This window comes from Eoetvoesiella caeni (assembly GCF_003315175.1).
GTDB classification, from domain to species: Bacteria; Pseudomonadota; Gammaproteobacteria; order Burkholderiales; family Burkholderiaceae_B; genus Eoetvoesia; species Eoetvoesia caeni.
In genome coordinates this window covers 159,389-179,122 of sequence record NZ_QNRQ01000010.1, presented here as the reverse complement: position 1 = coordinate 179,122, position 19,734 = coordinate 159,389, and the positions used below count along the sequence as shown (strand labels likewise).

21 protein-coding genes and 2 pseudogenes are annotated in these 19,734 nt (G+C 64.8%); 19 read left to right on the top strand and 4 right to left on the bottom strand.

Features of this window, described 5'->3' with window-relative positions:
* The 18 genes from DFR37_RS16860 to DFR37_RS16775 all read left to right on the top strand — a co-directional run.
* Positions 1-912, top strand: a 912-nt coding sequence (locus DFR37_RS16860) for a TraM recognition domain-containing protein (protein ID WP_170139944.1), incomplete at its 5' end; no start/stop codon positions are given.
* On the top strand, positions 909-1,658 hold the full coding sequence (locus tag DFR37_RS16855; protein ID WP_012112330.1) for a TIGR03747 family integrating conjugative element membrane protein: 750 nt from the start codon (positions 909-911) through the stop codon (positions 1,656-1,658). The genes DFR37_RS16860 and DFR37_RS16855, both read left to right, overlap by 4 nt.
* A 98-nt stretch (positions 1,659-1,756) precedes the next feature.
* A complete protein-coding gene (locus DFR37_RS16850) occupies positions 1,757-2,140 on the top strand; it encodes an integrative conjugative element protein, RAQPRD family (protein WP_012112331.1) in 384 nt (127 codons plus the stop codon).
* A complete protein-coding gene (locus tag DFR37_RS16845) occupies positions 2,137-2,370 on the top strand; it encodes a TIGR03758 family integrating conjugative element protein (RefSeq protein ID WP_012112332.1) in 234 nt (77 codons plus the stop codon). The genes DFR37_RS16850 and DFR37_RS16845 overlap by 4 nt, the downstream gene beginning before the upstream one ends.
* A 16-nt stretch (positions 2,371-2,386) precedes the next feature.
* On the top strand, positions 2,387-2,746 hold the full coding sequence (locus tag DFR37_RS16840; protein ID WP_012112333.1) for a TIGR03745 family integrating conjugative element membrane protein: 360 nt from the start codon (positions 2,387-2,389) through the stop codon (positions 2,744-2,746).
* Positions 2,747-2,757: 11 nt separating this feature from the next.
* Positions 2,758-3,168, top strand: a complete 411-nt coding sequence (locus tag DFR37_RS16835; protein WP_012112334.1) for a TIGR03750 family conjugal transfer protein — start codon at positions 2,758-2,760, stop codon at positions 3,166-3,168.
* Positions 3,165-3,854 carry a PFL_4703 family integrating conjugative element protein gene (locus DFR37_RS16830; protein WP_012112335.1) on the top strand — a complete coding sequence of 230 codons (690 nt, stop codon included), beginning with the start codon at positions 3,165-3,167 and terminating at the stop codon, positions 3,852-3,854. Before DFR37_RS16835 ends, DFR37_RS16830 begins: the two co-directional genes overlap by 4 nt.
* Positions 3,851-4,777, top strand: coding sequence for a TIGR03749 family integrating conjugative element protein (locus tag DFR37_RS16825; protein WP_113934406.1), 927 nt, complete (start codon positions 3,851-3,853; stop codon positions 4,775-4,777). Before DFR37_RS16830 ends, DFR37_RS16825 begins: the two co-directional genes overlap by 4 nt.
* Complete coding sequence (locus DFR37_RS16820) at positions 4,767-6,176, top strand: TIGR03752 family integrating conjugative element protein (RefSeq protein WP_012112337.1); 1,410 nt, start codon at positions 4,767-4,769, stop codon at positions 6,174-6,176. Before DFR37_RS16825 ends, DFR37_RS16820 begins: the two co-directional genes overlap by 11 nt.
* On the top strand, positions 6,157-6,606 hold the full coding sequence (locus tag DFR37_RS16815; RefSeq protein WP_012112338.1) for a TIGR03751 family conjugal transfer lipoprotein: 450 nt from the start codon (positions 6,157-6,159) through the stop codon (positions 6,604-6,606). The genes DFR37_RS16820 and DFR37_RS16815 overlap by 20 nt, the downstream gene beginning before the upstream one ends.
* On the top strand, positions 6,606-9,476 hold the full coding sequence (locus DFR37_RS16810; RefSeq protein WP_012112339.1) for a conjugative transfer ATPase: 2,871 nt from the start codon (positions 6,606-6,608) through the stop codon (positions 9,474-9,476). Before DFR37_RS16815 ends, DFR37_RS16810 begins: the two co-directional genes overlap by 1 nt.
* 12 nt (positions 9,477-9,488) lie before the next feature.
* Positions 9,489-10,253: a DsbA family protein gene (locus DFR37_RS16805; RefSeq protein ID WP_113934405.1), complete on the top strand. Its 765-nt coding sequence runs from the start codon at positions 9,489-9,491 to the stop codon at positions 10,251-10,253.
* Positions 10,254-10,437: 184 nt separating this feature from the next.
* Complete coding sequence (locus tag DFR37_RS16800) at positions 10,438-10,932, top strand: JAB domain-containing protein (protein ID WP_012112341.1); 495 nt, start codon at positions 10,438-10,440, stop codon at positions 10,930-10,932.
* Between the two features lie 159 nt (positions 10,933-11,091).
* Positions 11,092-11,538 (top strand): TIGR03757 family integrating conjugative element protein, encoded by a 447-nt coding sequence (locus DFR37_RS16795; protein ID WP_012112342.1) that lies wholly within the window; start codon positions 11,092-11,094, stop codon positions 11,536-11,538.
* Positions 11,535-12,482, top strand: a complete 948-nt coding sequence (locus tag DFR37_RS16790; protein WP_012112343.1) for a TIGR03756 family integrating conjugative element protein — start codon at positions 11,535-11,537, stop codon at positions 12,480-12,482. The genes DFR37_RS16795 and DFR37_RS16790 overlap by 4 nt, the downstream gene beginning before the upstream one ends.
* Before the next feature lie 9 nt (positions 12,483-12,491).
* On the top strand, positions 12,492-13,886 hold the full coding sequence (locus tag DFR37_RS16785; protein WP_012112344.1) for an integrating conjugative element protein: 1,395 nt from the start codon (positions 12,492-12,494) through the stop codon (positions 13,884-13,886).
* The gene (locus DFR37_RS16780) at positions 13,883-14,242 is read left to right on the top strand and encodes a hypothetical protein (RefSeq protein ID WP_012112345.1); all 360 of its coding nucleotides are present in this window, start codon (positions 13,883-13,885) and stop codon (positions 14,240-14,242) included. Before DFR37_RS16785 ends, DFR37_RS16780 begins: the two co-directional genes overlap by 4 nt.
* 15 nt (positions 14,243-14,257) lie before the next feature.
* A complete protein-coding gene (locus tag DFR37_RS16775; RefSeq protein ID WP_012112346.1) occupies positions 14,258-15,781 on the top strand; it encodes a conjugal transfer protein TraG N-terminal domain-containing protein in 1,524 nt (507 codons plus the stop codon).
* Between the two features lie 6 nt (positions 15,782-15,787).
* On the opposite strand, the gene DFR37_RS16770 is transcribed toward DFR37_RS16775, so the two are convergent.
* From DFR37_RS16770 to DFR37_RS16760, 3 genes are read right to left on the bottom strand one after another with little or no spacing between them, the layout of a single operon-like run.
* A complete protein-coding gene (locus DFR37_RS16770) occupies positions 15,788-16,147 on the bottom strand; it encodes a DUF3742 family protein (protein ID WP_012112347.1) in 360 nt (119 codons plus the stop codon).
* 27 nt (positions 16,148-16,174) lie between these two features.
* On the bottom strand, positions 16,175-16,633 hold the full coding sequence (locus tag DFR37_RS16765) for a type II toxin-antitoxin system YhaV family toxin (RefSeq protein WP_012112348.1): 459 nt from the start codon (positions 16,631-16,633) through the stop codon (positions 16,175-16,177).
* Positions 16,633-16,950 carry a type II toxin-antitoxin system PrlF family antitoxin gene (locus tag DFR37_RS16760; RefSeq protein WP_041536097.1) on the bottom strand — a complete coding sequence of 106 codons (318 nt, stop codon included), beginning with the start codon at positions 16,948-16,950 and terminating at the stop codon, positions 16,633-16,635. The genes DFR37_RS16765 and DFR37_RS16760 overlap by 1 nt, the downstream gene beginning before the upstream one ends.
* Positions 16,951-17,251: 301 nt before the next feature.
* Here DFR37_RS16760 and mobH point away from each other — a divergent pair.
* Positions 17,252-18,832: pseudogene (mobH, locus tag DFR37_RS16755) on the top strand (MobH family relaxase); the annotation flags it as partial.
* Here the strand turns inward: mobH and DFR37_RS16750 are convergent.
* Positions 18,816-19,679, bottom strand: a pseudogene (locus DFR37_RS16750) (transposase family protein); the annotation flags it as partial. The pseudogenes mobH and DFR37_RS16750 overlap by 17 nt on opposite strands.
* Between the last annotated feature and the right edge of the window lie 55 nt (positions 19,680-19,734).

The window sequence follows — 19,734 nt, the reverse complement described above, 5'->3', positions numbered from 1 at the left end:
CTGGCCCCGAACTACTCCGACCTGGCGGACCCGCGCCCGATCTTCGACTGGATGCAGATCATCCGTAAGAGGGCCATCGTCTATGTGGGGCTGGATGCGCTCTCGGACGCTGAAGTCGCCGCAGCGGTCGGCAATTCCATGTTCTCGGATCTAGTATCCGTCGCAGGGCACATCTACAAGCACGGGATCGATGATGGCTTACCCGGTGCATCGGCAGGCACACGCGTGCCGATCAACGTGCACGCGGACGAATTCAATGAGTTGATGGGCGACGAGTTCATACCGCTCATCAACAAGGGTGGCGGCGCCGGCCTGCAAGTTACTGCGTACACGCAGACGCTCTCGGACATTGAAGCCCGCATTGGCAACCGCGCGAAAGCCGGCCAGGTGATCGGCAACTTCAACAACCTGTTCATGCTCAGGGTCCGGGAGACGGCCACCGCCGAACTGCTGACCCGGCAATTGCCGAAGGTCGAGGTCTATACGACCACCATCGTCTCCGGCGCGACCGACAGTTCGGACATCCGCGGCGCGACGGATTTCACCAGCAACACGCAGGACCGTATCAGCATGTCCAGCGTGCCAATGATCGAGCCCTCCCACATCGTCGGCCTGCCCAAGGGGCAGTGCTTCGCGCTGCTGCAGGGCGGCCAACTCTGGAAAATCAGGATGCCACTGCCGGCGCCGGACCCCGATGAGGCCATGCCGCAGGATCTGCAACAACTGGCGGGCTACATGCGCCAGAGCTACACCGATGCCACCCAATGGTGGGAGTTCACCAGTTCCCCAGCCTTACAGGATGCGGCCTTGCCCGACGATCTGCTCGATGACGCCGAGCTGGCCAAGCCGGTCGAGTCTGCCGCGGCGGCCACCGGCGCCGACGACAGCGCCGAAAACGAGGCCTCGCCATGAAAGATGCCGCCTCGACCGCGCAGCGGGAGCAGAACCAGCGCCAAGGTCTGATCGTCGGCACCATCACCTTGCCGTTCCGGCTGCTCGGGGTGCTGATCGGCTCGCTGCTGTTCTCCATCGTGGTGGAGTGCGTCGGCATGCACCTGTTCTGGAAGGAACAGGGCTGGCGCCATTCTCAGCAGATGTTGCAGTACGAACTGGGGCACCTGTCCAATCACTTCACGCGCAGCGTGGTCGTGCAGGAGCCGGGGCGCACGGCGCACGAGCTGGTGGATACCGGCTACGAATGGGTGTTCGTGCGCTCGGGGCTGCTGGAACGCATGAGTCAGACCGCTGAGCGCGCCCGCACGCCCAGCCAGGGACAGACGCGGAACTTTCGGTACTTCATCAGCCAGGTCTATGTCTGGGCCGAGAGCTACCTGATTGCCGCCGCGTTCACGACGTTGACCTTTCTTGTGCGGCTGTTGGTTCTGGCGCTCACGCTGCCCTTGATCTTCACGGCGGCATTCGTCGGGCTGATCGACGGCTTGGTTCGGCGTGACGTGCGTCGATTTGGCGCCGGGCGTGAATCGGGCTTCATCTACCATCGTGCGAAAGCCAGCCTGATGCCGCTGGCCGTGCTGCCGTGGATCACCTACCTGGCACTGCCGATCTCGGTGCATCCGCTGCTGATCCTCCTGCCGAGTGCCGCCTTGCTGGGCTTGGCCGTGAGCCTGACCGCCGGCAGCTTCAAAAAGTATCTCTAGACCATCAATCCGGTCGCCCGCGAGTTCCTATTGTTTGCGGCCTGAAGTCGCCCTGATCTCCACGATCGAGCCATTGCTGATCACACAGGAATGGCGCGATGGTGGCTTCAACCTGGCTGCGCGCCGCGCATCGCGGCGTGCCCACTTTTCTCGTGACGGCCCTCCTGATGGGTCAGTCCCCGATGGCGGTGGCCGAGTCCCCGGCACAGCGCCAGGAACTGGCCGGCGCGCTGCGCCAGCTCGACGCGCTGGAGCGCACCGTGACCGACAGCGCCGCGCACACCGCCGTCATTCCGGGCGAGCGCTACCACTTCGACTACCCGCGGCTGCTGGCCGACCTGGCCCGCGTGCGCGCTGGCATCCAGGCCCATCTCACACCGTCGCGCGCCCAGCCGCGCGACCCCTCCGAACTGGCCGGCGACTATCGCACCGAGCGGCCGGCTGAGCCGCTGCCGGCTACGACTGCGGAGGGCAAGCCATGAACGGCGCCCAGGTCTCGGCTTTTCAAGCCAATAGCGGCATCGCGCCTTCCGCGATGGCGACCGTCCTGGTCGGTGTCGTGCTCGCGGTCCTGCTCGTCTGGGGCGTCTGGGCCATCCGAACGGCCTACGTGGGGTGGTCCGAGAGCCGCCTCAACCAACGCCAGTTCCTCGGCGTCTGCATCCGCTTCGTCGCGATGTACCTCGTCCTGACTTTCTTCCTCCTCTCCTGACCTGAAAGGCCTGACCATGCATAACCGCATCCTCACTTCCCGTTTTGCCCAGCGCGCCGCCGTGGCCCTGGGTGCAGCCGCGCTGCCTGCGCTGTCGTACGCGCAGGGTCTGCCGCAGTTGGAGAACCCGACTCGCGGCACGGGCAACGGCATCATGGAGACGATCCGCAACTACGGCTACGACATCATCATGCTCGTGGCCCTCCTGGTGGTGGCGTCGATGTTCATCGGTGTCTGCTATCACGCCTACGGCACCTACGCGGAGATCCACACCGGCCGCAAGACCTGGGGCCAGTTCGGCCTCACGGTCGCCATTGGCGCCGTGCTGCTCGTGATCGGCATCTGGCTGCTCACCGAAGCCACCGGCATCCTGTAAGCGAGGTCGGTATGTCCGAGCAGCAGCACGTCCGTGCGGACGGGACGGTCACGTTCCTTCCACACCGGCTCAACCGCCATCCCATTGTGGTGCGCGGCCTTACCGCAGACGAACTGTGGATCTGCTGCGGCTTGTCTGGCGGCGCCGGCTTGCTGATCGGCGCGCCGCTGTCCTGGGTGTCCCGCACCATTGCGCTGGCGCCCACATTCATCGTGCTGGGCGTGGCGTTTGGTGTGTTCGTGGGCGGCGGTATCCTACGTCGGCTCAAGCGCGGCCGTCCCGACACCTGGCTGTACCGGCAGTTGCAGTGGCGCATCGCCACGAAGCATCCGTTGGCTGCCGGCTGGGTGGGCGGCCACGTGCTGATCTCGCGTTCCGGCTTCTGGACCACCCGAAGGTCTGTTGCAAGGGGGACGCGATGAGCCGTTTCAAGAACGAGATCACCCACCTGCAGGCGCACATTAAGACGCTGCGCCTGGGCGCGGGCGCGCTGGTCATCGTCGCGCTGGTCATGGGTGGCGGTTGGTGGAGTGCCCCGCGCGATCTGACCATCCACGTCCCGCCTGACCTGCGCTCCGGCAGCACCCGCAAGTGGTGGGAAGTGCCACCCGAATCGGTCTATGCCTTCACGTTCTACGTGTTCCAGCAGCTCAACCGCTGGCCGACCAATGGCGAGGAAGACTACCCGCGCAACCTGCACGCGCTCTCGCCATACCTCACGCCAGCCTGTCACGCCTTTCTGCGTGCCGACTACGACTACCGGCGCAGCACCGGCGAGCTGCGCCAGCGCGTGCGCGGCATCTATGAAATCCCGGGCCGTGGTTATGGCGACGATCCCACCGCCCGCGTGCGCGTCGTCTCCGACCGCGACTGGGTGGTGACGCTAGACATCAGCGCCGACGAGTATTACGGCGCTGAGCAGGTCAAGCGCGCCCTGGTGCGCTACCCCATCAAAGTCACGCGGGTGGACGTCGATCCCTCACGCAACCCGTTCGGCCTGGCGCTCGATTGCTACGACGGCACGCCCCAGCGCATCAACGTCCCGGAGCCGACGCGCCCGACATCTGGCAGGTTGCCTTCGCAAGCGCCTCAAGGAGAAACCCCATGAAGCACTCCTTACAGCATTACTCCCTCGCCTTGCTGGGGCTGCTGGCCGTGGCCTTGGCATCTGCGGCCCAGGCGGTGGAGATCCTGCGCTGGGAGCGCATGCCGCTGGCCGTTCCCCTGAAGGTCGGCCAGGAGCGCATTGTGTTCATCGACCGGAACGTGCGCGTGGGCGTGCCGGCCGCCGTGGGCGAGCGCCTGCGGGTGCAGAGCGCGGGCGGCGCGGTGTACCTGCGCGCCAGCGAGCCAATCGAGCCCACACGGCTGCAACTGCAAGACGCCGACACGGGCGCATTGATCCTGCTGGACATTGCGGCCGAGCCGCCCAAGGACGGCGAAGCGGAGCTGGAGCCGGTGCGCATCGTCGAGGGCAATACCGCTTCAGCGCGCTATGGCGGTCAGCCAGCGGGCGCCGATAAAGTGTCGGCACGCTCTGGTGATTCGACGGGCGCGCCGCCGGCCCGGCGCGAAACGCCGGTCGCGGTCGTGCTGACGCGGTTTGCCGCGCAGAACCTGTACGCACCGCTGCGCACGGTTGAGCCACTTGCGGGCGTGATGCGCGTCAACCTGCGCCGCAACCTGGACCTCGGCACGCTGATGCCGACGTTGTCGGTGCGCGCCGTCGCGCTCGCATCCTGGCGCTTGGAGGATCAGTGGGTCACTGCCGTGCGTCTCACGAACAGCAGTGCCGCCTGGATCACGCTCGACCCGCGCGTGCTGCAAGGCGATTTCCTCACCGCCACTTTCCAGCATGAGGCGTTGGGCCCGCGCGGCACACCGGAGGACACCACCACCGTGTACCTGGTAACGCGCGGGCGGGGCCTTGCGCAATCGCTGCTGCCCGCCATTCACCGCTTCGACCCGGCCGTGCATCTGCCGCAACCGAATGCGGATGAGAACGGCAAGGAGGCCCGTCATGCGCAGTAACGGACTCCTGAAGTGGCTGATGATCCCAGTGGCCCTCCTGGTGCTGTTCATCGGCGTCCGTCTGTTCTCGGGCGGCGGACCTTCGACACTTTCCCAAGCCGACGCGGGGAGCCAGCTCACGCCCGAAGAGATGAAGGCGCTGGGCATCGAGGGCGATACCCCGCGCGATACCGTCGCCACGCTGGTCGCGCAGGTCAAGCAACTGCGCACCGAGCTTCAGACCGCGCTGTCCGACAACAAGTCTCAGCGCGAGGAAAACCAACGCCTGCGCCAGCGCGAGAACTCGATCGATCAGCGCATCAACGCCGCGCTCGAAGCCGAGCGTTCCAACCTGCGGCGCGACCAGCAGCAAGCCGCGAGCGAGCGCCAGCAAACCGAAGGCTTGCTCGCGGACTTGCAGCGACGCCTGGAGGCGATCGGCGGTCGTGGCGGCGGCCATGCCGACCTGCCGGTGGGCCTGGGACTGCGCGACGGCGACGAGGCCGGGATGGAAGGCGGCGTGCGCTGGGTGGAACCGGACGACGCGAAGAAGGCTGAGGCGCGCGGCTCGTCCAGTGGCGCCATGAGCTTTCCGACGAGCTTTGGACCGGCGCAGCGCACGCTGGAAACCACGGCGGAAACCGTGGCGAACGCGGGCGCACGCGCCGCCGGCGTCAAGACCGCCAAGGCTGTTTATACGGTTCCGACAAACTCCACCCTCATGGGATCGGTGGCGATGACCGCGCTAATCGGCCGTGTGCCGATCGACGGCACCGTGAACGACCCGTACCCCTTCAAAGTCCTGGTGGGCCCCGACAACCTCACGGCCAACGGCATCGATATTCCCGACGTGGCGGGCGCCGTGTTCAGCGGCACAGCCTCGGGCGACTGGACGCTCTCGTGCGTGCGCGGCCAGGTGCGCAGCATTACGTTCGTCTTTCATGACGGAACCATCCGCACCATTCCCGAGGACCGCGAGGGCAACCAGCAGAACAACCAGCAACGCGATGGCCTGGGCTGGATCAGCGATCCCTATGGCATTCCCTGCGTCAGTGGGGAGCGGCGCAGCAACGCCCAGCAGTACCTCGGTTCGCAGGCCCTGATCACCGCGGCCGGTGCCGGCGTGGCCTCGCTCATCGAAAGCGACAGCGGCCAGATGTCCTACGTCGGCTCGGACGGCTCCATCGGCACTGTGGGCATCAGTGGTCAGGAGGCCGTGGGCCGGATTCTCGCCGGTGGCGTCCAGGAAATGTCGAACTGGGTCAACAAGCTCTACGGGCAGGCCTTCGCCGCCGTCTATGTGCAGCCCGGCGCGAAAGTCGCTGTCCACCTCGAAAAACCCCTTGCCATCGACTTCGACCCCGAGGGTCGCAAGGTCGATCACCGCGCAGGAGAAAGCCATGCTCTCGAACTTGACTGACTTGACCCGTGGCCTTGCGCTGGCCGTTGCCGTTGCGGTGCTCGGCGGCTGCGCCACCAGCAAGGAAAAGCTGCTGCCCCACGGTAGCAGCACGATGATGGACATTTGGCAGCAGGAAGCCGGCGACGGTGGCGGCGGTGCTGGCCAGGTAGCGCGCAGGCAATTGCTCGATGCGCGTCAAAGCCTGCGTCGGCCGCTGACCGAAGCGGACGTGCAGGCCGCACCTTCTGAGCAGATGCGCTACACGCGCACGGCGCGCAACGAAGTCTATCGCCAATTTCAGCGCCTGCCGAATCCCGACCTTGTGATGTATGTGTTCCCCCACCTGGCGGGCACCGACCCCATACCTGTGCCGGGCTACACGACCGTTTTCCCCCTGTACCAGCGTACCCAGTACGCCATGCCGGGCGAGCGCGTGGAGGATTATTGATGCGCTGGAAACTCTCTTGGCCGAAGCTGGCCGCATCCAGTGCTGGCGATGAAGAGCAACCGGACGGCTGGAAGCGCCATGTTGAGGCCTTGCGCCAGGCCGGTATTCCCGAACCCGGCTCGGCGGTCCGCGGGCGCAGGTCGGCAACGGTGGCCGACGAGCAGGCGCTGTACGACGTCGCGCCTTCGTTCGTGGAACTGCTGCCTTGGGTGGAGTTCCTGCCCGAGTCGAAGGCCATGCTGCTGGAGGACGGGCAATCGGTCGCGGCCTTCTACGAGTTGGTGCCGCTGGGCACCGAGGGCCGGGAACCCGGCTGGCTCGCACATGCCCGGGATGCCCTGGAGAATGCGCTGCAAGACAGCTTCGATGAATTGGACGAGCACCCCTGGGTACTCCAGCTCTACGCCCAGGACGAGGCCAGCTTCGACCAGTACATGCAGACCCTGCGCGACTACGTGCAGCCGCGCGCACGCGATACAGCTTTCACCGAGTTCTACCTGCGCTTTTTCGGTCATCACCTGCGCGCGGTGGCCAAGCCGGGTGGCCTGTTCGAGGACACCGTGGTCACGCGCCTGCGCTGGCGCGGCCAAAGCCGGCGTGTACGGATGGTGGTCTATCGGCGTTCCAGCGGACAGGCGAGCCGCCGTGGCCAGACGCCGGAGCAGATGCTCAATATCGTCTGCGATCGCCTGTGTGGTGGCTTGGCCAACGCCGGTATTCAGGCCCGGCGTATGGTCGCAACCGACGTTCACGACTGGCTGCTGCGGTGGTTCAACCCCAATCCCGCGTTGCTCGGGCCTGCGGTCGAGGACCGCGAGCGCTTCTATGCGTTGGCACGCTATCCCGATGAGACCGAAGACGGCGAGATCGAACTGGCGAGCGGACGGGATTTCAGCCAACGGTTGTTCTTTGGGCAACCGCGCTCCGACGTAGCGCGCGGTACCTGGACCTTCGACGGCATGCCGCACCGCGTGCTGATCACCGACCGGCTACGGATGCCACCCGGCGCCGGGCATCTGACCGGAGAGACCCGCAAGGGCGATGCGATCAACACGCTGTTCGACCAGATGCCCGAAGACACCTTGATGTGCCTGACGATGGTCGCCACACCGCAGGATGTCCTCGAATCGGATTTGAATCACCTGGCGAAGAAGGCCGTGGGCGAAACCCTGGCATCCGAGCAGACGCTCAAGGATGTGCACGAGGCCCGTTCGCTCATCGGCAGCGCGCACAAGCTCTACCGGGGCACGCTGGCGTTCTACCTGCGCGGGCGTGACGAAGCCGAGCTGAACCGTCGCGGGCTGGATCTGGCGAACGTGATGCTCAACGCCGGCTTGCAGCCGGTGCGCGAGGACGACGAGGTGGCGCCGCTCAACAGCTACCTGCGCTGGCTGCCGTGCTGCTACAACCCCAGCCAAGACCGGCGCAAGTGGTACACGCAACTCATGTTCGCCCAGCACGCGGCGAATCTGTCGCCGGTATGGGGCCGTGCTCAGGGCACCGGGCACCCCGGCATCACGATGTTCAACCGCGGCGGCGGCCCGATCACTTTCGACCCGCTCAACCGCCTGGACCGACAGATGAATGCCCATCTGTTCCTGTTCGGCCCAACCGGCTCGGGCAAAAGCGCCACGCTCAACAACCTGCTGAACCAGGTCACGGCCATCTACCGGCCGCGGCTCTTCATCGTGGAGGCTGGCAACAGCTTCGGTTTGTTCAGCGAATTTGCCAGGCGTTTGGGTCTGACGGTCAACCGCGTGAAGCTGGCCCCTGGCTCGGGCGTGACCCTGGCGCCGTTTGCCGATGCGCGCCGGCTGATCGAGACACCCAGCGACGTGCAAACGCTCGATGCCGATGCGCTGGACGAAGAGCTGCCACCCGATGCCTCGGCCATGGAGCCGGACGAGCAACGCGACGTACTGGGCGAGTTGGAGATCACCGCGCGGTTGATGATCACAGGTGGGGAAGACAAGGAAGAAGCCCGCATGACGCGGGCCGACCGCTCGCTGATCCGCCAGTGCATTCTGGATGCTGCCGAGCGCTGCGTGGCCAAGAGGCGCACGGTGCTCACGCGTGATGTGCGTGATGCGTTGCGCGCGCGGGGCAACGACAGCACGCTGCCAGAGATGCGGCGCGTGCGGCTGCTGGAGATGGCGGACGCAATGGACATGTTCTGCCAGGGCACGGATGGCGAGATGTTCGATCGGGACGGTTCCCCTTGGCCCGAGGCCGACATCACTCTGGTGGATCTCGCGACCTATGCTCGCGAGGGCTACAACGCGCAGCTCTCCATCGCGTACATCAGCCTGATCAGCACGGTGAACAACATCGCCGAGCGCGACCAGTATCTGGGCCGACCGATCGTCAATGTGACCGACGAAGGCCACATCATCACCAAGAACCCGTTGCTCGCGCCCTACGTCGTGAAGATCACGAAGATGTGGCGCAAGTTGGGCGCGTGGTTCTGGCTCGCGACGCAGAACATTGACGATCTGCCCCGTGCCGCAGAACCCATGCTCAACATGATCGAGTGGTGGATCTGCCTGTCGATGCCGCCGGACGAGGTGGAGAAGATCGCGCGCTTTCGCGAACTCTCGCCCGCGCAGAAGGCGTTGATGCTTTCCGCACGCAAGGAAGCAGGGAAATTCACCGAAGGCGTGATCCTGTCGAAGTCGATGGAGGTGCTGTTTCGGGCCGTACCGCCAAGCCTCTACCTCGCACTCGCGCAGACCGAACCCGAGGAGAAGGCCGAACGCTACCAGCTCATGCAGCAGTACGGCATCACCGAACTGGAGGCGGCCTTCAAGGTGGCCGAGAACATCGACCAGGCACGCGGCATCGAGTCGCCGGCCCTGGACCTGCCGCAATAGCCGGAGAACGCCATGGAGCCGAAACGTCCCTTCATTCCGATGCAAGTGCAGGCGTTCCGTCGCCATCGCTCGCGGAAGCGCTGGATCTGGGTCTCGGCCGCTACGCTGGTCGCGCTACTGCTGATCTGGCTCGTGTTCCAGTCGTCCGGCGAATCCTTAACGCAGTCGTCCGCCCCGGACAGCGCTGCGCAGGCGGCGGGGCCGCCGTGGCAGATGGGCAACCAGGACGGCCGCTTTACGCTGACGCTCTATGCCGACCTGGAATGCCCGTTCTGCCGGGATTATTTTCCGAGGCTCAAGCAGTGGGTGGGAGCCAATACCGACGTTGCCTTGCAATGGCATCACCAGCCGCTGGCCGCGCATGAGCCGGCCGCGTCCGCCGAAGCACGCCTGGCCGAATGCGCCGCTGAGGTCGGCGGGCAAGCTGCCTTCTGGCGGGCCATCGAATGGGTCTATGCCCATACACGCAGCGACGGCCAGGGCTTGCCCGACGGCCTGAGCTATCCAGACCTTACGCCCGCCATCGAGCACTGTCTGGCAAGCAAGCGGCCGGATGCGGTGATCCGCGCCCAGGCCGAGGAAGCCACGAAGGGCGGCGTGACCGCCACGCCATCTATCCGGCTGCATGATCGCCAGACCGGTCAGGCAATCCTACTGCAAGGGCCGATCGAGGGCGACTCCTTGCTTTCGGCCATGGACATGCTGTCGGCTGACGACTCGGCCGCCGCACCGACCACCGAAATGCCTGCCGACGTTGTCGGCGACATGCCCAGGTAGCCTGCGGTCCTTGAGGCTACGGCGCAGTCCTCTGCGCTGATCGCTACCCGTTCGCCTCGCATCCTGGCCGCGAACGATCACCGCACCCGCGGTGGTGGATGCATCATGTTCCGTTGTTCCCATCCCCAGGAGGGCTTGCCCTCCCTGGGCATGCGCCTCCGATCTCATCACCCGGAGGTTCGTCATGTCTTTCGTCGTCAATGACTCCTGCGTGGAGTCGCTTTCCGTCGTCGCAGCCCAGCACGAAGACTGGATCATCCAGCAAGCCATCGCGCTGCTGGAACAGCGGGTTTTCAAAGCCGGCCCCCGGCTCGACCGGCCAGCAGCCGTGCGGGACTACCTGCGTCTGAAACTGGTCGCCGAGCCCAACGAAGTATTCGTCGTTGTGTTCATGGACAGCCTGCACCAGGTGCTGGCCTACGAGCCGATGTTCAGAGGCACGATCAATTCGGCCACGGTGCACGCGCGTGTCATCGTGCAGCGTGCTTTGGAGCTGAATGCCGCCGCGGTCATTCTTTCGCACCAGCATCCCTCGGGAGCCACTGAGCCGTCGAGCGCCGACCGCGCGCTGACCCAGCAACTGCAGGCCGCGCTGGCGCTGATCGATGTTCGGGTACTGGATCACATCATCGTCGGCCAGGGAATTCCGTACTCCTTCGCGGAGCACGGCCTGCTGTAGCACATCGCTTCATTGATCACAGCGGGGGCTTCGGCCTCCGCTTCTTCCTTGCCGAGAAGCAAGCAGGTATGCGGGGTGTCCGCGATGCGCATTGTTTGTGGGGGCCGGACCGGGTTCGGCGTTTGACTATGGCCCTGATCAACTTCCGGGGCACGCGTCATGCCAGCATCTTTTCCCAGGTCCGCTCCAAGCTGGCGAGCCCTTGGCCTGGCCGTTGTACTGCCGGTGTCCTTGGGTGTCTTCAGTCCGGCCACATTCGCTGCCGATGTGCTGGTCATCACCGACAGCCGCCATCCGGTCAAGACCATGGGCGGCGAGCGGCTGATCGAGCTGGACGAAGCGTACCGGATTGAAGCGGAGCTTTCTGCGGAACTGCCCGCCGAACCCGAACAGGCGACCGCCCTCGTCAAGCGTCGGCTGAACAGCGGCGGCACCGACCTCCAACGCCGCATCGCTTCCGCCTACCAGGGCGTTGCCGACGCATGGAGCCTGGGCATCACCAGCATCCCGGCCGTCGTGGTGGATCAACGCTACGTCGTCTATGGCGAACCCGATGTGGCCCGCGCTGTCGCGCGCATCGAGCAGCACCGGAGGGCCCAGCCGTGACCCGCCCATTCGACCTGATGCGCCGCTTGCGTGCTGGCGTGGCATCCGTGCTGCTGCTCAGCGCCACGGGCAGCTATGCGCTCAACACCGCAACCATCGTCGGCTCGGTGGCATCGCCAGACTGCCTCGAATACCGCGTCGTCGGGATCTGCTACTGGCTGTACTGCACCTGGACCGGCTGCACGGTGCGCACGTCGGTCAAAGTGCGCCACTACATCCCGGATGCGGTCGTCTCCAGCTACAGCAATACCGGAGAAAACCCCTGGGCCGAGGTTCGGGCGATGAGCACGCCCAATCCTTCAGCTCAGGCCGGTGGTGACGGCACCACCAACGAAGACCACGAGAACAACCTCGCCAAATTCAAGAACGCGGATGTCATCGGGCATCCCGGCGTCGAGGTATTCAACCAGTTCGTCTCCTCATCGGGCTACTTCTGCGAGGGCGCGGGCACGGCGTTCATGCCGTATCTGCTCAGCACCTTGGACACGCTGGCCTGGCGCTACAACGTGCCCGAGATGGCCTACCCGGAGGCACTGATCCCCGGAACGCGCGAGATCGGCGTGCGCTCGACGTTGAACCTCTGGGGCAACGTGTATCCGCGCGGCGGCTTCCTGCATCAGACAGACGACCACAAGGCTGGTGCCGTGGTGGCCCAGCGTGCGGGCGATGTCGTCACTCGCCGCGGGCAGTTGCACGTGTACCAGCCGCTGCTCGCCAACGCCCGTGATGGCTACTGGCCGGCTGGCGAGCTGGTCGAAGGCGACGCCTCGACGGGCAAGTGGCAGGAACTCACACCCGTCCTGTCATCGTCGTGCTCGGTCTTCCCGCGCAACGGCTCCCTGACACAGGCCCAGCAAGGCGATTACGCGTGGGCGCTGTGGCGGCCCTATGCGTGCTGTGAACGCCGTGGGCAGGTGTTTCTTGGCAGCGTTGATTTCCTCTGAGGTGCCACGATGAAGCGTCCTGAACCGACGAATCTCTCCACCAGGGCGTACCGCCTGCTGCGTCCGACGGCACTGGCCGGCGCGCTCGCCCTGGGCTGCGGCCTGGCATGGGCACAGGCCGGATACCAGAACAGCGGCCCCGTCGTCGGCGATGACGTCATGTACTCGATCGGCGGCGGCAGCGCAGTGTCCATGGGCCGCGCCGCCGGCATGCGTTCGATCGGGGTCGGCGTGGGGTGGAACAGCAACCTGATCTGCGGTGACATGAGCCTTCAGACCACCCTGCGCAATCAGCTCAATGGCATCACGAATGGTTTCCAGCAGATCATGGGTAACGTGATCCAGAGCGCCACGAGTGCCGTGGCATCCCTGCCGGCGCTGATCATCCAACGCGCCGATCCCGGTTTGTACAACTTGCTCACGAATGGCGTGCTGCAAGCGCGGCTGGATTTCGACCGTTCCAAGCTGACGTGCCGCGCCATGGCCGAGAAGATGGCCGAGATGGCGGGCGGCCAGCTTGGCTGGAGCCAGATGGCCGAAGGCATGGCGCTGCGCGATGCGGTGTCGAGCACGGACGCCGTGTCGGCCATCGAGCAGGCCGAGACGCGCCGGGGCAATGATGGCGTGCCCTGGGTGGGCGGCAGCAATGCCGGTGGCGCAGGCCAGCCGGCTATTCGGGTGGTCGGCGATGTCACTCGCGCGGGCTACAACCTGGTCAACGGCCGTGGCGTGACCGACACGTCATCCATCGCATCAGCCAGTTGCGTGAGCCTGTCGTGCCAGACCTGGACCTCGCCGCAGCAGGCGATCGAATGGGCCACACGGGTCCTCGGGGAGCAGGAGCAGCGCACCTGCGATGCCTGCACCAAGACCGAGACGGTGCCCGGCGTCGGACTGACGCCGCTGATCCAGGAAGAATACGAGGTGAAGCTGGAAACCTTGCAGGAGCTGATCTCGGGGACGCGCAACACGACCTTCGAGAACCTGCGCGAGGCCGGCAGCACGTCGCTGCCGATCACGCGCGGCGTGATCGAGGCACTGCGCGACGAGCCGGACCAGGACCTGCTCGCGCGACGCCTAGCGTCCGAGGTCGCGCTCTCGTCGGTGCTGGAGAAAGCATTGCTGCTCCAGCGGACCCTGCTGACGGGCAAGAAGGAACCCAACGTGGCGGCCAACCAGTTGGCGGTCGAGGCGGTGAACCACGAGAGCGACACGCTCGACCGCGAGATCCGCAACCTCAAGACCGAGCTGGAGCTGCGCCGCGAGCTGGCCAACAACTCGCCGATGGCCATCATCCAGCGCCACGGTACGCGCGCGGCGGGTTCGCGCGGCGTCTATGAGGGGGACCCGGTGCCCGACCGCCTCGACCAGTTGCAGAAGGGCAACCCGGGAGGCCGGCCATGAGTCCGCGCGCGAACTGGCTGGGCCGGCTGTTCAGCCGGCACGCGGTGAAGGCGCTGCTATGGACGGTGGTGATCATCGCGGCTGCCGTGGGGGCCAACGTCGTCGGCATCTACCTGGTCGGCAGCGTTGACGGCTGGGAGCAGTGGCTGGCCGCCACTGCGGGCTACTTCCTGGTGTGGCGGCTGTGCCTGTACGGCGCGACAGCCTATGGATGGGTCTGGATGCGCCGCCGGTTGCTGGCGCGCGAGGCCCAGAACGGCGCGGATGGGCAGGCACGGCGCCGCCTGGTGCGCAGCGAGATCGCTGGCGTCATCGCAATCGTAGCGCTGGAAGCCAGCCTGCTGATGCAGGGCTGAGGGGAGATTCAGGCAATGACGCTTTTTACGACCGACTACCTGGAGTACTACCTCACCCTAGTCTCCTGGATCGTCCATAACGGAATCTGGGCCGTGCTGGTGTCCAGCGGGGTATTCGCGTTGCCTTTCGTGGCGATCATCGTGCAGGAATGGCTCAAGGCACGCGCGGAAGGCGCGGACGAGGGCAACAAGGGCGTGCTGTCGGCTGCGCGCATTGAGAACCGGGTGTTCGTCGCCATCGTGGTGGTGATGTTCGCTGGCATTCCGTTCATCGACGTGGACCTCAACACCATCCAGTACGACAGCTCGCGCTCGGCGCAGTGCCAGGTCAGCGTGCCGCAGCCTACCGGCACGGGCTGGTCGCAGTCCTTCTCGACGCTCAACAACCAGAGCGCCAAGCTGCCGGTGTGGTGGGCCTTCATGCACGCGCTCTCGCGTGCGGTCACGGGAGCTTCCGTGGCGGCGATCCCTTGCGGCACTGATTTGCGGCAGATGCGGATGGAGATCGACGCCACGCGCATCGACGACCCGGTTTTGGCTCAGGAGGTCGCGGATTTCACGCACGACTGCTACGGGCCGGCCCGCGCCAAGCTGTTCATGCAGCGCCCGAACCTCGATGAGGCGCAGATGCACGACGTGACCTGGATTGGCTCCCGCTTTTTCACGGACACGGCCGGCTACTACGACAACTATCGGTCGAGCACGCCACGCGATGACTGGCCTTACGACAGTGACCGTGATGCTGGGCTGGCCCAAGTGTCCAGCGGCGGTGGCTATCCGACCTGCAGGCAATGGTGGGCCGACGGCAGCAATGGCTTGCGCGCGCGGCTGTTGGGCCAAGTGGACCCAAATCTGCTCACGCGGGTGGCGGGCTGGGCCGGGTTTCTGAGCCGCGCCGAGGTGGACGACTCCGTGATCCGCACCATCGCTTCACCGAGACAGCAGAAACTGAACCAGGGGAGCGTCTATACGGACTACGGTGGCCAGATCGACAAGACCTTGCCGAACGTCATCACGCGCGCGGCCGGCGACGTAGGAATGGCAGTCGGGGGAATCGCAGCGTTCCCTGCCATGGACGTCGTTCGCCAGGCGCTGCCCATGGTGCTCGCCTTGCTCAAGATGGCGCTGGTCATCTGCATCCCGCTCGTGCTGGTCATTGGCACCTATGACCTGAAGACGGTCGTTACCGTCAGCGTCGTGCAATTCGCGCTGTTCTTCGTGGATTTTTGGTTCCAGCTCGCACGCTGGATCGACAGCACTATCCTCGACGCGCTCTATGGGTGGGGCTGGGGCTGGAACCGGCCGCACAACAACTTTGATCCACTGGTCGGGTTGAACAATGCGTTCGGCGACATGCTCCTGAACTTCGTCATGGGCACAATGTTCATCGTAATGCCCACCTTCTGGGTCATGGCCTTGGCTTGGGCAGGCGTTCGCGCCGGCAACGTCCTTCAAGGCCTCGCTGGAGCCACGGGAGATGCCAAGGCTGCAGGGGGTAAAGGAGGAGGTATTGCGCTCAACGCCGTGTCGAAAAAGTGAGTGCTGCTAATCATCCTCGACATGTGGATCAACGCGAAAGCCGTCATAGGTGTACAGGCCAAATCCCGCAGGCCCGTTTCTCCATTCCGGCTCGGGTAACTCGTGATCCAGATCAGCATTGCGGGCCATCCAAGCGGCAGCTATTGCGAACACCAGCAGCAGAGCCAGCCAGAAAGTGGTGTACAGGAGCACACCGAGCACGGCCAACTTGACCAACCACAGCAGCGCGGTGGCACCAGCCACCGGCACACCCTTGGAAACCAGCCAGTTCGACACTCGCCGTTCGCTGCGGGCATAGGCCCGCCACCCGCGGCCGACGCTGCGGCCAAGCCGTTCTGCGGTGCTGATGCGTGTTGTCGTGCTCATGGTCGTCTCCTGCTACATGGGGGATGCCTACTTCAGTTTGCTCCAATCCTGCTTGCTTGCCAGTACCAATGCGTTCCAGTCGTCCGGCGGATTTCCCCGCCCCAACATCTTCTCAAAAACGGCGTAGGGGTCTGACTTGCTGCCCGACGACCGCAATGTCTGCTCATCGTTGACCCAGGCGTAAACGATGATCTTCGCCTTGGAGTCGTACCGGAAGAACAGCCGGAACCGCCTTCCGATCTTGGCCCGTCGCCAGTGGCGGTGGGCCGGCCCCAAGGTATTGCCCTGGCGGTATTCGTCGCGCGCCGGATCACTCGGCACCACATCCAGCATCAACTGACTCAAGGCCCGGAAGAGCTTGACGTTGGCGTTGGACTCGAAGCCATTCGGATCGTTCTCCTGCGCGCGCCGGGCGGCTGCATGCAACTTCTGCAACTGCTCGATCACGCAGTCATGGAATAGCAGCGTCCAGCCATGCCGTTGCATCAGAGCGCCACTTCCCCGTCGATTTCCTCGTCCAGCTTCACGCCGTGCCCCGCGTGCTTCAGCATGGCGCGAGCCAGATCCTCGGGCAGGCCTTGGACGTTCCGGCCAGCCTCGATGTCGCGGGCCAGCAGGCTCAGAAACGCACCGATGGCGGGGTCCTCGTGCTCGGCGTCGGCACGGGTCACGACGACTTCGCCGTCACGCAGGTCAAATGCGACTTTGCCGCCGGCATCGACACCGAGCGCTTGCCGGATGGGCTTGGGCAGAGTGATCTGGCCCTTGGAGGTCAGTGTGGCAACTTCATGAATGACAGGCATGGCCGTTCTCCTGATAGAGATGCCTCTATGGTAAGGAATATTCCTTACCTTGTCAATGTGATGCCTCATGGCGTTCTCCCGTCCAAGAATCGCCCATCGTAGGCCGGGAATAGCGAGCCTTCATGCATCAATCCGACCGCCCGCACCCCGCATTGGCGATGGACGATCGATGCCCGGCGTCCTATACCCAAATGGTTAAAGGCCAAAGGGCCGAAAGGGCAAGGGAATGGGGCGCAAGGGGAAAGGCCCTACCTGAAAAGGCGAAAAGGCCTCCCGGCCGGCCCGCCAACAGGACACCTACATGCTCTCCTTGTTCCAGCGAAAAAGGGTCTCTGTCGCCCCCGCTCCGTCGCCAGCACCTGCCATCGATCTCCCGAAAGGGCTGCTGCGGCCAGAAGCCGCCGCAGCGCTGCTGGCAACACCGCGCCGGCAGAAACTGCTGGAACACATCTGGCAGCGCACGTCGCTGTCGCGCAGGCAGTTCGCCACCCTATACCGCGCACCGCTGGAGCGCTACGCCGAGCTGGTCCAGCAGTTCCCCGCCTCCGAAAACCACCACCATGCCTACCCGGGCGGCATGCTGGACCACGGCCTGGAGATCGTCGCCTATAGCCTCAAGCTGCGACAGTCCCATCTGCTGCCCATCGGCGCCAGCCCTGAGAACCAGGCCGCGCAAGCCGAAGCCTGGACGGCCGCCGTCGCCTATGCCGCTCTGCTGCACGACATCGGCAAGATCGCGGTCGATCTGCACGTCGAACTGGCCGACGGCAACACCTGGCATCCCTGGCACGGCCCGTTGCACCAGCCGTACCGCTTCCGCTACCGCGACGATCGCGAGTATCGCCTGCACAGTGCCGCGACAGGCTTGCTCTACCGCCAGCTGCTTGACCGCCAAGTCCTGGACTGGCTCAGTGGCTATCCGGCGCTATGGGCGCCGCTGCTCTACGTCCTGGCTGGCCAGTACGAGCACGCCGGGATACTGGGCGAGCTTGTCGTGCAAGCCGACCGTGCCTCGGTAGCGCAGGAGCTGGGCGGCGATCCGGCGCGCGCCATGGCCGCACCCAAGCATGCGCTGCAACGCAAGCTACTCGACGGGCTGCGCTATCTGCTCAAGGAAGAGTTGAAACTGAACCAGCCCGAGGCCTCCGATGGCTGGCTCACCGAGGACGCGCTGTGGCTGGTGAGCAAGACGGTCTCCGACAAGCTGCGTGCGCACCTGCTATCCCAGGGCATCGATGGCATCCCGGCGAACAACACGGCGGTGTTCAATGTGCTGCAGGACCACGGTATGTTGCAGCCCACACCGGACGACAAGGCGGTCTGGCGGGCGACCGTGACCAGCCCCAGCGGCTGGTCTCACTCGTTCACGCTGCTGCGCATCGCTCCTGCGCTGATCTGGGAATCTGGCCAGCGGCCGACACCGTTCGCTGGCACCGTGGTAATCGACGTAGCGCCTGCAGCCAAAGATACCGATGCTTTCGTACCCCCGGCCGCGATCGCGACAAAGCCAGCCGCCGAGGGTCAGGAGCCGAAGCGTTGGGAGGAAAGCGGCGACATCGCTGCCCAGGCTCCCCCGCCCGCTTCCCCGGCCATGCCCGATGCCATGGAAGACATGTTAGCTATGGTAGGCATGGGCGATCCGCCCGACGTTTCTCACAATGAGCAGGCCGATACAGCCAACACATCTGCCGCACGCTCCGAGGCTCCTATGCCGACTATGGCTGTGACCTCGCCAACGTCGCCTGTATCCACGGCCATAGCTGCACCGCCACCCTTAAGCGCACGGCCATCCGGTGAGCATTTCATGGAGTGGCTGCGCCAGGGTATCGCTTTACGCAAGCTCATCATCAATGATGCGAAGGCGCTCGTGCATAGCCATAGCAGCGGTGGTTCGACTCAAAGATGTCGGTGATGGACTGCCGAACCTTCAGGTACTTGTCGCCCACCGCTGCGCGGGCCCGGTGATAGAAATACGAACTGCGCGCAAGATCCAACTGTGCAAGGAGCTCTGGCAGGCCATAGTGCTCCCTGAGGGCGTCAATCAGCAGTGTCTTCTCCCGGTTGGACAGGAGCTGCAGGTCGACGCCCAGGCCTTTTTTTAACAGTTCGTTGGCCTTGTTCAAAAGATCCTGCTCGAGGCGCAGTTGCCTGACTTCGCGGCGCAGGGACTCAACCTGGCGCTCGAGCTCATCGCGCTCCTGCGAAGGCGAAGATGGATTGGTACGTTTCATGGATGCGGGTGCTTCACGTCCCAGAAGTTGGTTCTTCCAGTTGTACAGCGTTGGCCGGCACACGCCGAACTTGTCGGCTACAGCCTGGGCACTTTCCTCGCGAGTGCAGAGTTCCATGACTCCTGCTTGCATCAGCTCCCCGGAATACCTTCGTCGCACCGTACTGCCGACGACACGCCTTCTGGCTTCAGGAAGGGCCTCGCGAATCCAAGCGGTTAGCGTCCCTCTGCAGGGGTAGCCCAGTGCCCTCATGGTGGCCGCAATGCAGCGGTCGTGAGCGAGGTAATGCTCGATAGCTGCCGCCTTCTGTTCCTTCGAGAACTTGGGTCTCCGGCCCGCATAGCCCGCTGGCAAGTCGAGCTTCTGCTGGTATTCGTTGTACCAGCCCTTCAGAGAATTCTTTGTTGGATAACCCAGCTGGCGGATCGTGGGCCTGACGCGCCTGCCCAGCTTGATATAGAGCTCAACCGCTCGAATTCGATCTTCGTAGGAATACATGAACTACCTCCTGGTAGTCCAAGTTTTCGTCCGCACCCCCAGATGGTCAGTTTTG

Bases quoted from the DNA above. Each gene is read 5' to 3' on its own strand.
- DFR37_RS16855 (WP_012112330.1), top strand. From the start codon at position 909: ATGAAAGATGCCGCCTCGACCGCGCAGCGGGAGCAGAACCAGCGCCAA.
- DFR37_RS16850 (WP_012112331.1), top strand. From the start codon at position 1,757: ATGGTGGCTTCAACCTGGCTGCGCGCCGCGCATCGCGGCGTGCCCACT.
- DFR37_RS16845 (WP_012112332.1), top strand. From the start codon at position 2,137: ATGAACGGCGCCCAGGTCTCGGCTTTTCAAGCCAATAGCGGCATCGCG.
- DFR37_RS16840 (WP_012112333.1), top strand. From the start codon at position 2,387: ATGCATAACCGCATCCTCACTTCCCGTTTTGCCCAGCGCGCCGCCGTG.
- DFR37_RS16835 (WP_012112334.1), top strand. From the start codon at position 2,758: ATGTCCGAGCAGCAGCACGTCCGTGCGGACGGGACGGTCACGTTCCTT.
- DFR37_RS16830 (WP_012112335.1), top strand. From the start codon at position 3,165: ATGAGCCGTTTCAAGAACGAGATCACCCACCTGCAGGCGCACATTAAG.
- DFR37_RS16825 (WP_113934406.1), top strand. From the start codon at position 3,851: ATGAAGCACTCCTTACAGCATTACTCCCTCGCCTTGCTGGGGCTGCTG.
- DFR37_RS16820 (WP_012112337.1), top strand. From the start codon at position 4,767: ATGCGCAGTAACGGACTCCTGAAGTGGCTGATGATCCCAGTGGCCCTC.
- DFR37_RS16815 (WP_012112338.1), top strand. From the start codon at position 6,157: ATGCTCTCGAACTTGACTGACTTGACCCGTGGCCTTGCGCTGGCCGTT.
- DFR37_RS16810 (WP_012112339.1), top strand. From the start codon at position 6,606: ATGCGCTGGAAACTCTCTTGGCCGAAGCTGGCCGCATCCAGTGCTGGC.
- DFR37_RS16805 (WP_113934405.1), top strand. From the start codon at position 9,489: ATGGAGCCGAAACGTCCCTTCATTCCGATGCAAGTGCAGGCGTTCCGT.
- DFR37_RS16800 (WP_012112341.1), top strand. From the start codon at position 10,438: ATGTCTTTCGTCGTCAATGACTCCTGCGTGGAGTCGCTTTCCGTCGTC.
- DFR37_RS16795 (WP_012112342.1), top strand. From the start codon at position 11,092: ATGCCAGCATCTTTTCCCAGGTCCGCTCCAAGCTGGCGAGCCCTTGGC.
- DFR37_RS16785 (WP_012112344.1), top strand. From the start codon at position 12,492: ATGAAGCGTCCTGAACCGACGAATCTCTCCACCAGGGCGTACCGCCTG.
- DFR37_RS16780 (WP_012112345.1), top strand. From the start codon at position 13,883: ATGAGTCCGCGCGCGAACTGGCTGGGCCGGCTGTTCAGCCGGCACGCG.
- DFR37_RS16775 (WP_012112346.1), top strand. From the start codon at position 14,258: ATGACGCTTTTTACGACCGACTACCTGGAGTACTACCTCACCCTAGTC.
- DFR37_RS16770 (WP_012112347.1), bottom strand. From the start codon at position 16,147: ATGAGCACGACAACACGCATCAGCACCGCAGAACGGCTTGGCCGCAGC.
- DFR37_RS16765 (WP_012112348.1), bottom strand. From the start codon at position 16,633: ATGCAACGGCATGGCTGGACGCTGCTATTCCATGACTGCGTGATCGAG.
- DFR37_RS16760 (WP_041536097.1), bottom strand. From the start codon at position 16,950: ATGCCTGTCATTCATGAAGTTGCCACACTGACCTCCAAGGGCCAGATC.